This window comes from Flavobacterium weaverense, assembly GCF_003688495.1.
Taxonomy (GTDB): domain Bacteria; phylum Bacteroidota; class Bacteroidia; order Flavobacteriales; family Flavobacteriaceae; genus Flavobacterium; species Flavobacterium weaverense.
Window position 1 is genome coordinate 195,797 of sequence record NZ_REFH01000011.1, and the last position, 13,496, is coordinate 209,292.

General features: G+C 31.7%; 11 protein-coding genes. 1 reads left to right on the forward strand and 10 read right to left on the reverse strand.

From position 1 onward, the window contains the following. Positions 1-115 precede the first annotated feature (115 nt). The 3 genes from BC961_RS13005 to BC961_RS13015 all read right to left on the reverse strand — a co-directional run bounded on the left by BC961_RS13005 (position 116) and on the right by BC961_RS13015 (position 1,696). Positions 116-718 (reverse strand): outer membrane protein assembly factor BamD, encoded by a 603-nt coding sequence (locus BC961_RS13005; RefSeq protein ID WP_147440545.1) that lies wholly within the window; start codon positions 716-718, stop codon positions 116-118. Between the two features lie 182 nt (positions 719-900). After that, positions 901-1,500, reverse strand: a complete 600-nt coding sequence (locus tag BC961_RS13010) for a recombinase family protein (RefSeq protein WP_121926287.1) — start codon at positions 1,498-1,500, stop codon at positions 901-903. Positions 1,501-1,513: 13 nt separating this feature from the next. Continuing rightward, positions 1,514-1,696 carry a hypothetical protein gene (locus tag BC961_RS13015; RefSeq protein WP_121926288.1) on the reverse strand — a complete coding sequence of 61 codons (183 nt, stop codon included), beginning with the start codon at positions 1,694-1,696 and terminating at the stop codon, positions 1,514-1,516. Positions 1,697-1,901: 205 nt separating this feature from the next. Here BC961_RS13015 and BC961_RS13020 point away from each other — a divergent pair, with 205 nt between their 5' ends. Beyond that, positions 1,902-2,471: a hypothetical protein gene (locus tag BC961_RS13020; RefSeq protein WP_121926289.1), complete on the forward strand. Its 570-nt coding sequence runs from the start codon at positions 1,902-1,904 to the stop codon at positions 2,469-2,471. A gap of 807 nt (positions 2,472-3,278) precedes the next feature. Here the strand turns inward: BC961_RS13020 and BC961_RS13025 are convergent. The 7 genes from BC961_RS13025 to BC961_RS13055 form a co-directional block, all read right to left on the reverse strand. Continuing rightward, complete coding sequence (locus BC961_RS13025; RefSeq protein ID WP_121926290.1) at positions 3,279-4,952, reverse strand: ribulokinase; 1,674 nt, start codon at positions 4,950-4,952, stop codon at positions 3,279-3,281. Between the two features lie 58 nt (positions 4,953-5,010). Beyond that, positions 5,011-6,783: an L-fucose isomerase gene (locus tag BC961_RS13030; protein ID WP_121926291.1), complete on the reverse strand. Its 1,773-nt coding sequence runs from the start codon at positions 6,781-6,783 to the stop codon at positions 5,011-5,013. A 125-nt stretch (positions 6,784-6,908) separates the two neighbouring features. After that, positions 6,909-8,411 (reverse strand): sodium:solute symporter, encoded by a 1,503-nt coding sequence (locus BC961_RS13035; RefSeq protein ID WP_121926292.1) that lies wholly within the window; start codon positions 8,409-8,411, stop codon positions 6,909-6,911. 32 nt (positions 8,412-8,443) lie between these two features. Continuing rightward, positions 8,444-9,376 carry a dihydrodipicolinate synthase family protein gene (locus BC961_RS13040; RefSeq protein ID WP_121926293.1) on the reverse strand — a complete coding sequence of 311 codons (933 nt, stop codon included), beginning with the start codon at positions 9,374-9,376 and terminating at the stop codon, positions 8,444-8,446. Between the two features lie 91 nt (positions 9,377-9,467). Then, positions 9,468-10,922 carry a Gfo/Idh/MocA family protein gene (locus BC961_RS13045; protein WP_121926294.1) on the reverse strand — a complete coding sequence of 485 codons (1,455 nt, stop codon included), beginning with the start codon at positions 10,920-10,922 and terminating at the stop codon, positions 9,468-9,470. 11 nt (positions 10,923-10,933) lie between these two features. Further along, positions 10,934-11,689, reverse strand: coding sequence for a 3-keto-disaccharide hydrolase (locus tag BC961_RS13050; RefSeq protein ID WP_121926339.1), 756 nt, complete (start codon positions 11,687-11,689; stop codon positions 10,934-10,936). 545 nt (positions 11,690-12,234) lie between these two features. Further along, positions 12,235-13,395, reverse strand: a complete 1,161-nt coding sequence (locus BC961_RS13055) for a sialidase family protein (RefSeq protein ID WP_121926295.1) — start codon at positions 13,393-13,395, stop codon at positions 12,235-12,237. Between the last annotated feature and the right edge of the window lie 101 nt (positions 13,396-13,496).

Genomic DNA, 13,496 nt, shown 5'->3' on the forward strand with positions numbered 1-13,496 from the left:
AAGTTGCCGATGAAAGCGGACTGAGTTTTCTCTGCCAAGATAAACTTTCTTCGTGAAACTGCAATTTCCCGTTACCGAAAATCGGCAATTGCTTGAAACGTGGGTTGTGTGCTGGCTATATTTTTCGTTTGTATTCACTTGAAAAGTTTGATTTTCTCGTATCTCCAATTATGACTAAAATGGCTCCATAAATGAAGTATGAATTACTTATAATTAAATTATCATCATTATTAATTCCAATTTTTGTTCTGTCAACTTCAAAGTTTCCGCATAGTACTGGAACCCATTCAGTTCTAAAATTTTTATTTTTTAAATATATGAAACCATCTTTACGGATTTTGTAATTCATTTTAATGCTATCAATTTTTATATCATTTTTCAGCAGACTAAATGATATCGTATTGTCATTCTCAATATAGATTTTAACTTGGTAATTCTTAATATTATTCTTTATATCTTCTCTTAATTCTTGGTTTGTTTCCTTTAAATTTTCAAATAAAGAAAAACTATTCAATGAATCATTTTCAATTAGGCGAGGTTGTAAATTTTCAAATTTTCGAATTGCTTTTATACTTCCAACTTCATAAGTTCCATTTAACTTACTAACCGATTCTTTTTTAAGAACTATTTGATTATCAATTACCACCTTTTTAGAAAACGGAGCACAGCTAAATAATATGCTTACAATCAATAATATTAAAAACGTTTTATCTTTCATTTTACTGATTTTCTGTGGATTTCGGGTTAGCTTGCACACAACTTACTTATATGTTTAACAAAGTAATACATATACAGCAAATAGTTGTTGTATATGTACGACTAAAGTCGTACAATATTAAAAAGCTAATATATTCAAAATCTATACGATAATAGACCAATTTTAATAATCTACCATGAAATTTAAGTGATTTTTTTCAACTCTTCTAGACGAGCTGTTTCAAATTTCAAATATTTATAAAAGGTAGTTTTACTTTTAATCTCAAGCACTTTACAAATTTCCTCAACTAACAGCTGCTTCTCATCATATAGTGCTTTTGCACGTATCGCTTTTTTTTGTGATTCAACTGACATACCTTTTGGTTTTCCACCAATTCTACCTCTAGCTCTAGCGCTTGCAAGTCCAGCGATAGTCCTTTCAGAGATTAAATTCCTTTCGAATTCTGCAAATGCTCCTACCAAATGGAACATTAACTTTCCTATCGCTGTAGAAGTGTCTATTCCATCTGATATACTTATAAAATCAACATTTTTAGAAGCTAATAAATTAACTATCTCTATCAAATCTTTTAGGGATCTACCCAGCCTGTCCAATTTATATATTACTACAATGTCTTTCTCTCTTAACCCTTCCAAAAGTTTAGTTAATTGTGGACGTTCTAAATTTTTGCCAGAAGCCTTCTCTACAAATATTTTATCACAGCCATATTTTTTAAGCGCATCATTTTGAGCATCTAATTTTTGATCTAAAGTTGAGACCCTTGCATAACCGAATATTGCCATAGTAAGTAATAATTTATCTAATAAATGTGCTTACACTTGTTTGAAGCTCACAAGTAATTAAAAGCATTTCTTTAAACTTTTGAGCAGTATCTAAATCTTCAAAAATCATGGCTTCGTAAATTGAACTGGATAAAACTAATGTGCCAATTAAGTATTCTACAAAGTAACTATCTTGAGGAGTTAATAATACATACATAAATTCTATTATTATTTAGAATCAAAGATTGTAAATAATAATAGAATTTTAGAGTTAAAACTGATAAACTATTTAGATTTATTTAATCCGTAAGTGCTAATTGTTGATTATATTTGATCAACATCAAACTATCTTCTTAAAACACGCGTCATCTCTGCTTTAATTAAGTAAGTAAATAATATTGACTTAAACATTAATTATAATTATGAAAAACCTATTCCTTCTTTTTTTAATTTTCTCTGCGAGCACACTTTCTGCACAAGATCAGGAAATTATTAAGCGTGATTTTCAAACGATAATTAAATACACTTCTGAAATGAAGATTGATGATGTGCTCAACATGACCTATCCGCAACTGTTTACTGTAGTTCCAAAAGCTCAGATGAGTACAATGGCAAAAGGTATGTTATCAGGTATGGGTATAAAAATGATTTATGAACAAGTTCCGTTAAATCTTAAGATGACACCAGTCAAAACTTTATCAAAAAGCTCAATTTGTCTGAGCAAATACAATCAAAGTATGATAATGGAAGCAGCAGATTCTAGTTTGCTAGAAATGTTGACTTACGCAAAAATGAAAGACAACATAATTGAAAAATTGGATGCAAATAAAGTAAGAATTAAAGGCAGTTCTTACTTACTCGCAATTAAAGATAGTTTCACTAAAAATACTTGGAAATACCTAAGATATGATGATGAGAACGCTGAAGCTAACTCAAAAATTCTATCCAAAGAAATACTGACAGCTGTTGAGCAGATGAAGACTTCTTTATAAAGAGCTAATTTTTCATGTACTTACTAAATGATTTACTTTTTTACTAATCAAACTTTGCCTTATAATAGGGCAGTCGTTTCTTTTTGATTAAAAAGAATATTACTTTTAAAATACAATTATACTATTTAATAAAATGGTATATATAATATTAATATTCTTAAAGCAAGAACCATTATATTATTAATAAAACTCAAATAAAAAGTTCTGAAATTGAAATAAAAATTAAATCGAGACTTATATAATATTCAATACAGCAAATACTATTAAAAGTACATTTTAACGTTAAAAGTAATTTAAACTGAACTTTGAAAAATGAACGTTAATAACGTACTGAGTTGAGTCAATATATTGCTGAAATTCGCACCGAAAATAATTTAGTGCAAATTTCATTTTAACGACCGTTAATTTGAAGTAGGTCATTGCAAAATTTTAAAGAGATATCAATGATAATTTCTATATCATTGTCATCTGCTTTTATTTCTTTTTCCTTTTTATAATGTAAAAGGTCTATAGTGAAGTTTAAAACATCTTTATCAGTGTAACTATTGTAGTCGATTCGATCACATGCAAAATGAATAGTAATAAATGAAGTCGCATAGATTTGTACCTTAAGGAAACATATAAATTTATTTTCTTAATATTATAAAATTAAAAAAACGATTATGTAAAAGTGGTAACTTGAAATCCGAACATAATAAATTTAGTTAACTGATAATTAAATAACAATGGTAGAGCATATCATTATTATGTTTATAAGAACATAACAGTATATATTATAAATTTTTATATCATAGTATAATTTACTTTTTAACTCAAATTAGCTTGCTCCTCAAAACTTCCTCTAATTAAATACTTTTGGTAGCGCTTTTCTAAAAGGGCTGCTCGGGTATCTTGCGGATAATAAGTGTGTATAAAGCCAGAACCCATTGCCAACTGACTATCAACAACTGTAGAATGAATTCCCGCCACTACTGCACCATACATAGCAGCTCCTAATGCGCACGTATTTAATGATGCGTGAATTTTTATAGGGATTCCTAAACTATCTGCCATAAATTGCATAATAAAAGATGATTTATGAGAAATACCTCCAAGACCTATAACACCATCAATTTTTAATCCTTGATTATTAAATGTTTCCACTATCCTGCGTGCGCCAAAACAAGTAGATTCAATTAATGCCAGATATAATTGGAATACATCTGTTGAAAGCTGAAGGTTAAAAAATGATGCCATTACATCAGGATTATTATCTGGGGTGCGTCTGCCATTGAGCCAATCAAGTGCTTGCGGTGAGCTTGTCTCTAACTTAATTTTAGCAACACCTTTCTCTAACTCTTTAAATATTTCATTCTCAATAGTTTTAATTAATTTAGTTTTTTTATCAGAATTTATAAAATCACAGTTTCTTATAATGTCTTTTGTAGGCTTAGTTATAATTTTTGCAAACCAATCAAAAGCATCTCCAAATGCTGATTGACCCGCTTCAAGACCTATCATACCAGGAATTATAGAATCATTTGCTTGTCCACTAATACCCTTAATGAAAATTTTACTGAGTTCCTCATTTACTGCCACCATCATATCGCAGGTAGATGTTCCCATCACTTTTATCAGTTTATTTTTTGATATTTCACCACCTATTGCTCCAGCATGTGCATCTAAAGAACCAATTCCAACTAAAATATCAGTATGTAAACCAAATTTATTGGCCCATTCAATATTTAGTTTTCCAGCGGCATATGTAGCAGGATACACTTGAGTATAAAGTGGATCTTGAAATTTTTTAAGCTTTGGCTCAATTTGCTGCATAAACTCTAATAGCTTCTTTGGATTAACATCTTCAGACCATAACCCTTTATGACCCGCTGCGCAACTCCCTCTTTTTATTTCTTTATGATTTATCCCACCAGTTAATAAGAAGGGAATCCAGTCACAATGTTCAACCCAATTTGCGGTTGCCATACGTACCTTTTCATCGGATCGAAAGGCATGAATCAGTTTAGCCCAAAACCACTCTGATGAATAACTACCTCCTGAATATTTCAAATAATCATGGCTGTTTTTAGCATTTAAAATGTTAATCTCATCTGATTCCTTTTTACTACTATGATCTTTCCATAAATAAAACATAGCATTAGGATTATTAGCAAACTCATCTCGTAATGCTAATGGTAAACCACTTTCATCTACAGGACCTGGAGTGGATCCAGTAGTGTCCACCGAAATTGCCTTAATATTATAGATCATTTCCTTCCCACAATATTTTGAAATTTCGCTTAGAATTAAGATTAATGCTTCAATGTAATCTCTAGGATGTTGACGATAAGAATTATTTATAGGGTCACAGTAAAGACCTTTTTCCCATCTAGAATAAGATGCTTCTGTACTATATAGTTCCTTACCATCACTAGTATCAATTAATAATCCTCTAACTGCAGCGGTACCAAAATCCACTCCTATAACCCAATTGTTGCTCATATTAGTAAGTTTATTTTGCTCCAGAAGCTATTTTTTAATAAATAATTAGTTATCAATATTATTTGTATAAAGGCCCGTAAGTATTACAAGCTCTATAATCTGAACCTTCACTATCATTGCCAAAGCCATTCCAAGCTGAAGGGCGAAAAATTCGCTCTTCTTCAACATTGTGCATAGAAACAGGAATGCGAAGAATGGAAGCTAATGCAATTAGTTCATGACCTATATGACCGTAACTAATTGCTCCATGATTAGAACCCCAGTGACTCATAACAGCATAAACATCCCTAAAGGACTTGGTATTATTAAGCTTAGGAACAAACCAAGTAGTAGGCCACGTTTTATCAGTACGTTCATCTAATATTTTATGTACATTTTCAGGGAGTGTAATAGTTTTACCTTCTGCAATTTGCAAGACAGGACCTAACCCTTTAATAATATTAATTCTACACATAGTAACAGGCATTCCGCCTCGAGTTAAATACTGCGAAGAATAACCTCCTCCACGAAAATAACCTCGATTTGCTGGATACCATGTGGTAGACTCTAAGCACTTGATGACTTCTTCTTCATTTATATCCCAAAACGGCTTCATTATTGGTTCACCTTCTTTTTCTTGTTGTCCCGTTCCATCCAAAGTGCACGACCCAGAGTTGCTTAAATGTAAAAATCCAAATTGTGAATCTCCATCTGGTTTCCAACCAGTAACTCTTTCAACTGCTTCAGGACTCCAATAGGTTCGTACATCAGCAAATATTTGTGCACTATTTGTCAATAAATAATTAAACAACATCGATACAGCATTAAGCGAGTCATTTTCTGTTGCAACCATAAAAGGGTTTCGTTTTCCATTCCAATCAAAAGATGAATTAAGAATAGCTTCGGCAAAATCACCATTAGGTAAAAAATCAGTCCATTGACGCTGACCTTGAAACCCACTTATTAGTGCATTATGTCCATATGATTCTTCTCCAAAACCTTTCTCTTTTAATTTAGAATTACCTATCATTAAATCTCGAATTATTAAGGTCATCTTAACTACAAATTCCCAATCTTTATCCTTTTGCTCACGACTAATCTGAAGACTTTCCTCATTAAAATCTTTTCCTTCATAACAATATTTTTTTGTCCAGTTTAAAGCTATAATATATTCCTCAGAGTCATAAATATCTTGCTCTACTCTACGAAGTATTTCAGTAGAATCAACATATTCATTACGCATTCCTAAATATTCCTGAAAAAAATTTGAATCTACATTTGAACCTACAATTCCCATAGATACACTACCTATAGAAAGATATGATTTATCTCTCATAATAGCTACTGCCATTCCTGCTTTTGCAAATACTAAAAGTTTTTGTTTTACATCTTCAGATATAGTCATATTATCTAAGTCTTGAACGTCTCTTCCATATATACCAAATGCAGGTAATCCTTTCTGATTATGGGCTGCTAATGTAGCGGCAAGATAAACCGCACCAGGCCTTTCTGTACCGTTAAAGCCCCAAATTGCCTTTGGAAGATGTGGATCCATATCCATTGTTTCAGTGCCGTAGCACCAACATGGTGTTACAGAAATTGAAATGCCTACATTATTTGCCCTAAATTTCTTAGCGCAATCGCTAGCCTCTTTTACACCACCTATACAGGTATCAGCAATCACGTATTGTACAGGTTCGCCATTTGGATATTTTAATTCTAATGTGTATAAATCCGCAACAGCTTGAGCAAGTTTCATAGTTATTTCTTCCAAAGATTCGCGAACACCGCCTAATCTACCATCAATTATTGGACGGATACCTATTTTTGGGTAATCATATTTTGTATTCATATAATATAATTTTTATAGTTTTATTGTAAGTTAATTCAATTGGGGTTATATTAACGACTGCCATTTCATGGCACTCACATTTAAGAAATTAGATCACAATCCACTATCTATTTTAACCATAATTCCTACAAAACCTTATCATTGATATTTTTTTTATCTAAGATAAAAGAAAGTATAAATCCTGTAAACAAAACCGTTACAGTACCTAATACTATAGTAAGATTTTTGTGAAATGGACTGCTATAGCCGATCCATGAGCCATAGAAAATTAAAGGAGAGAGACTCATCCATGATATTATTAATAATCCACATAAAACTCCAATTGCTGCAGCTGTGGTCTTAACTTTATGAGAAATAAATCCAAGTAAAAATAGTCCAAGAATACCACCACTAAAAATTGATGCTAAAGCCCACCATGCTTCAAGAGCACTTTCAACTCCATTTAAAGCTAACCCAATTAATATTCCCAAAGCACCCATAATAAATGATGAAATGTAAAGGACGCGCAGTGCGGTTTTCTGTGTAGGTGCTTTTTGGATATATCTTTTATAATGGTCAGAGAGAATTACTGTTGCAGAACTATTAATACTTGTTGAAATAGTACTCATACCGGCTGCAAATATTGATGCTATTAGTAATCCCGTTAATCCAGTAGGAAGTGCTGTTACAATAAAATAAGGAAAAACTTTATCTGCATTTTCAGCTTTATGAAGTTCCATAGGTAGCAAATCGGGCATTGCTGTATAGTAAGAATAAAGCGCAGTTCCTATTAAAAAAAATAGAAGTGATACAGGAATGTATAGTAAACTACCTAAAAGTGTAGACTTTTGAGCATCTTTTAATGATTTTGCACTTAAATATCTCTGAATATAGCTCTGATCGATACCAAAATTCTGCATATTTATAAATAACCCATAAATTAAAATAAGCCAGAAAGTAGATTCAATAAAATTGAAATCAAAACTTCCAAAACTAAATTTATTAGCCTCATTAGCAATTGTAAAAACCTGTTGTGGCCCATCAGGCATACTTAAAAATATAACGCTCAGACAAACCAATGCTCCAATTACAAGGATTATACCTTGAATTGCATCAGTCCAAACTACTGCCTCTATACCGCCAAACATCGAATATACAACTACGCATAAACCCGTAATCAAGATCACTAATGGGATGCTCCAACCGAAAAGCACATTAAGTGGAAGCGCTAATAGATAAAGGATAGTACCCATCCTAGCCAATTGAGTTAATAAGTAAAATATTGATGCATATATTCTAGCCCATAATCCAAAACGTTGCTCTAAATAAAAATATGCAGATTCGCTTTTCATATTTCTGTAGAGGGGCACAAAATAAATGACAGCAATAATAGCTGCGATTGGTATAGATAAACTAAATACAAAACCATTCCAGTTCGAAAGATATGCGTTCCCAGGTAGTGCTAAAAAACTGATACTACTTACAAAAGTTGCAAAAATAGACATTCCAATAGCCCAAGCTGGCAATCTTCCACCTCCAGTTGTATACTCCTCAGGAGTTCTTTTTCTAAGTGAAAAAGATACTCCAAAGAGTACAATTCCGAGCATGTAAACTATAAAAACATAAAAATCAATAACATTTAAATCCATAAAAAATTATTTAATATTTATCAGATTTAATTTCAAATTATTTCAGACAAATTATGTTGAATTATTTCTAATCTTTTAGCTATTAAATCCCTTTCACTATTCTTAAATGTAGTTAAAGGTGAAACCAAATTAGCAGCACATATATTTAAACATGAAAGAGCAGCTTTTAAACCCTTGAGATAACTAGATTGATTTGAATCAATAGAATATAAATTTGTACTAATTTCCATAATCAAATTATGTAAAGGAATAATACGCGAAAAATCCTTTTTAATAGCAGCATCATACAATTCTACATACAACTCTGGAAATAGATTTGCACCTCCCGGAACACCTCCATCTCCACCCATCAAAACGGATTCTGCCAAAATCTCTTCAGGTCCCGTGAATAATATAAAACTTGAATCTTTCCTAACAGAGTATAATAATTTTTTAAAATATGGTGCATTTCCAGAACTGTCTTTAAGACCAATTATCTTTGGATGTTTAGATAATTTAAGAACAGTATCCACTTCAAAGGAAATTTGTGTATGTGAAGGCATGTTATATAGAAACATAGGCAGCGGTAATTTATCCGCTAAACTGTTATAATAATCTATTAATTCACATTGGGACAGATTAAAATAAAAGGGTGGGGCTGACACTAAAGCATTTGCACCATATTTATTAGCTTCATTTGCTAAATGCCGAGAGGTCTCTGTTGAAGAATCAGTGATTCCAACTAAAACAGGAACGCGACCATCAACAATTCTTAGAGATTCCTCAATCAATATATTTTTAAAATCTACACTTAAACTGGCAGATTCTCCAGTTGTACCTAAAATAAATATCCCATGAACACCCCCTCTTATAAGATGTTCTAAAATCGAATTTAAACCCTTCGAATCTAGTTTACTGTCGAAAGTTAAAGGAGTCACCATAGGTGGAACTATACCCTTTAAGGGTAAATGAAATGTATTGCTCATATAAAAATTATTAAATTGTATAAGAAAGTCTATTTTAAAACATCAATTTTCCGCTCAAGATTTATAAATAACACTAGGCAGAATGGAAACCCTAAAAAGATCTATATTCAGCATCTAAATATTTATTAGCTTCAGTTTCTAAAAATTTAGCTGTTTCACTATTCCAATGTAATTTTCTATTGGGGAAACGGCCAGCAATAACACCTAATAATATAGTTTCTGTTAATCGGGAAGCATACGAAAAAGGTGCACTGCACACATCTGTTCCCAAACACGCATCTACAAATTGATGATAATGCTTTGGACCTTCAGATTTATAATCACGAATAGGCACACCCAAATTATTAGCTTTTTCTACAAGAGTAATCTCTTCAGATATATCAACATATTTATTATTCACAATTTTTCTTGGTAACTGCATAAAATGTGGTAAAAGTAAACGTCCTTTTTCACCGATAAACATAGCGCCTTGCTCTGGAAGTGTACCTTCATCAACGCTTTTTGTTTTAAGTGACATTTTATCCTCTATAGTTACACCCTTATCTTCTTTTTGGTGCATTTTCTTTCCACCTGGTAAAAGTAAATCTTTATGGTGTTTAGGAGCTCCCGCTCCATCATACCATACCCATTTCAAAGTTTTAGTAGTATACTTTGTTTGTGGAAATTCATAAGTCACAATGTTATGTTCTGGAAATCCAAAACCATTAGGCTTTCTACATTCATTAACAATAGTTCGCGGTACATCAAGCTCCAAGGCATTATAAGGTGTGTCAAAAATATGAACACCCATATCGCCTAAAGTTCCACACCCATAATCCAATACTTTTCTCCAATCTCCTGGATGATAATAGTCTTTTTTGTAGGGTCTCTCAGTTGATGTGCCTAACCATAAATTCCAATCTAAACTATCTGGAATAGGATCACTTCCAATAGGTTGCACACCATCATAACCCCAATTTTTTGGAGACCATGCTCTTACAGTATGAACCTTACCGATAATTCCTGATTGAATTAATAAGGTGGCTAATTTATAATCGTAAAAGGAATGAACTTGTATTCCCATCTGAGTGATCAAATTCTTTTCTTTTGCCAAATTACTCATAGCTCTAGCCTCCATGACATGATGTGTTAAAGGTTTTTGACAAAATACAGGTTTGTCCATATTCATTGCCATAATAGAAGCTGGAGCATGAGTATGGTCAGGCGTAGAAATTATTACTGCATCAATATCATTACCTATTTCTGCATACATCTTTCTATAATCTGAATAAACTTTTGCATTAGGATGTAACTCTTTAGCTTTTGCCAGATAATTAGAATCTACATCACAAAGTGCAACAACGTCTACCATTGCATGTGAAGAAATTGCTTTTAGATCTTCAAAACCCATATTACCTACACCTATGTGGGCTGTTCTCAATCTCTTAAGCGTAGTATATTTTCCGTTTATTCCGTTAGCATTTGCCTTAAAAATGAGTGCAGAGGGTGACAATATCAATCCTATTGCACTTAAACTGCTGATTTTAATAAAATCTCTTTTTTTCATGATTATACTTTTTAAAGTTTTTTAATCTTAATGTTTCTAAACCAAATAGGACTAGAATGATCTTGAAGACCTATGAATCCAGTTTTAAACTTTCCATAATCAGGACTATTTTTCCATTTGTCAGAGTTCTTTTTTTCATTCCACGCATCATCCCAAGGCACAAAAGATAAAAGTAGTTTCCCATTTAGCCAATGTTCTACTTTTTCAGGAGTAAAAACTATTTTTGAAGAATTCCACTCTCCTACAGGGTTTAATACTTTTTGTGAAGGATTTGCAGGATGCATTGCATAATCAGAACCTGTTTGCTGTAATGGTTTTAATTCGTTCACTTTTTCAGTATATCCTAAGCTTCTGTTATACTTGGATAAATCATGCATACTAGCATAATTTTCATCATCAATAAGTTGATATTCAGGAGAAACCTGTGGAGGATTTTTAAAACCCTCTTTCACATGATAAAATATTCCACTATTTCCGCCTTTAGGTAATTTCCATTCTATGTATAACTCAAAATTGTCAAATTCTTCGGCACCATAAATAATATCTTTACCTCCAACATAGTCTTGTTCTAATCCCAAATCTGTTTTAAAAGTTAATGTTTTATCCTCAATAACCCATCCTGGCGGTAGGGTTTTACCATTATATCCACGCCATCCTGCAGTAGTAGTTCCGTCAAATAGCACGATCCAGTCAGTATTGACAGCTTTTTGCGTTTTACATGCGCTTATTGTCAGTATTACAATTAGTATTAAAATAATCTTTTTCATTTTTAATAATTTAGTTTTAAAATATTCGTTAATAAATTTCATCTTCAAGATTTAACCGTCCTTCACTTTTAATTATTAAGTTAAAATCTTTAATCTGAGATAATTCAATTAAATTGGTTTTGTTTGAGTTTATATTGTAAATCATAAATAGCTATTAATACAAAAGAAAAATTATTAACTCATTTTGAAAATGTGTTGTATTATATTAAAAAACATAAATTAAAAATCTGCTTATAAAGACAATGCTAAATGTAAATAAGATGTTCAAGTAGATAAATAAATCTTTGTAGAGTTTTATCCTACTCAAATTACAAAAGTACTTACCCAAAGAATAATAAAAATCCAGCAATAGTTACAATTAGAGTCCCAATCATATTTTTCGACATAATTTTGAAAAGAAATAAGTGAATCGCTCTTCTAATAAAACTTAATCAAGTTTCCACCCTTTATCTGATAAATTTTTGTCATTTAATGTAGTAAATTATAGAATCTTCTCTACTTGATATTGATTTCTACAACATCGTTCTCAACTCTTCCCAATTATCTCATTTAAATTCTGATGGATCAAAAATTGTTGCAGCAATATACCTATATGGCTCAGCAATATTAATTAAAGCATTATTCCAATAATATAATATTACCAATTTCCCATCTTCTCTTTGTGTAATCTTAGGATAACCCACATCTCTATTCGCACCATCACCACTTCTAAGTGTAATTTCATCTTCCCATGTTTGACCTTCATCATTACTAAATCTTACATGGACTCTTGAGCCATATTGACTTCGATAAATATAACCTAATGCTAACCTACCATCTTTAAGCTTGACTAAAGCTGGAGGAGAACCAGCACTTCCAGTATAAGGAACTGGATCTTTGAGTCTTATCCAACTTTTACCATTGTCCTTAGATCGATAGCTAGATATTAAATCTATTTTATCTTCTGTACGGGTTCTAATAGTAGTAAACAATTCATCTTTAGAAAGCCTTAAAGAAGAAGGCATTATGTCAAACCCTGCGTGTTCTTCAGTTATCCATGATATCAGTGACCAATTTATTCCACCATCGATTGTTCTAACCATAGCAACTCTGCCTTCTTTACTATTTGATTTAGCTGTAGTAACAAAAAGTGTTATCGTCTTTTTATCATCTATAATATAATCCGTTCGATTTGCAATTCCTGAAATTCCTAAATCTGGAAACGTAAAAGCACCTTTCCAAGATTCTCCTTTGTCATTGGAATAATAAAAATGAGTCGGCCCTTCATTATTATTATGCCTTAGGAAAGTTAATAGAAAATTAGGATCAGTGAAATCGCTCATCGCTTCTTTCATTACAGTAGGCTTCACAGCTCTTTTACTGGAGATATTATTATCGTAACCCCATGCCTTCTGACCAATATCGAACGCATCCGTAATCTTCCAAGTAATTCCTCCATTTAGACTTCTTGCATATTTATTTCTTGACGTTGATATATCATATGTATGTAAACCTTTATTTGAAGCTTTAAATGAGGCCTCGACAAAGCCAATCAATATTTCATTGTTCCAAGTCCAAATACCATGATTGGCTGGCCACGCAGCATATTTTCCTTTTTCTGAAAAAACTACATTATGCTGGATAGAAAAACCATTTGTTTGTGCAAAACCAATTTTACAATTGATTAATATTATGATCATAAACAAATTAAAAAAGATTTTTTTCATAAATTAAATTATTTAATTAATTATTAAACTTCAAAAGTTAAGAAAGGATTATAATTATTAGTGATTAGAAGTTTGAATCAAAAAATTGGTTTAAAAAACCT

Excerpts from the sequence above, each read along its gene's own strand:
- BC961_RS13005 (WP_147440545.1), bottom strand. The coding sequence starts at position 718 with ATGAAAGATAAAACGTTTTTAATATTATTGATTGTAAGCATATTATTT.
- BC961_RS13010 (WP_121926287.1), bottom strand. The coding sequence starts at position 1,500 with ATGGCAATATTCGGTTATGCAAGGGTCTCAACTTTAGATCAAAAATTA.
- BC961_RS13015 (WP_121926288.1), bottom strand. The coding sequence starts at position 1,696 with ATGTATGTATTATTAACTCCTCAAGATAGTTACTTTGTAGAATACTTA.
- BC961_RS13020 (WP_121926289.1), top strand. The coding sequence starts at position 1,902 with ATGAAAAACCTATTCCTTCTTTTTTTAATTTTCTCTGCGAGCACACTT.
- BC961_RS13025 (WP_121926290.1), bottom strand. The coding sequence starts at position 4,952 with ATGAGCAACAATTGGGTTATAGGAGTGGATTTTGGTACCGCTGCAGTT.
- BC961_RS13030 (WP_121926291.1), bottom strand. The coding sequence starts at position 6,783 with ATGAATACAAAATATGATTACCCAAAAATAGGTATCCGTCCAATAATT.
- BC961_RS13035 (WP_121926292.1), bottom strand. The coding sequence starts at position 8,411 with ATGGATTTAAATGTTATTGATTTTTATGTTTTTATAGTTTACATGCTC.
- BC961_RS13040 (WP_121926293.1), bottom strand. The coding sequence starts at position 9,376 with ATGAGCAATACATTTCATTTACCCTTAAAGGGTATAGTTCCACCTATG.
- BC961_RS13045 (WP_121926294.1), bottom strand. The coding sequence starts at position 10,922 with ATGAAAAAAAGAGATTTTATTAAAATCAGCAGTTTAAGTGCAATAGGA.
- BC961_RS13050 (WP_121926339.1), bottom strand. The coding sequence starts at position 11,689 with ATGAAAAAGATTATTTTAATACTAATTGTAATACTGACAATAAGCGCA.
- BC961_RS13055 (WP_121926295.1), bottom strand. The coding sequence starts at position 13,395 with ATGAAAAAAATCTTTTTTAATTTGTTTATGATCATAATATTAATCAAT.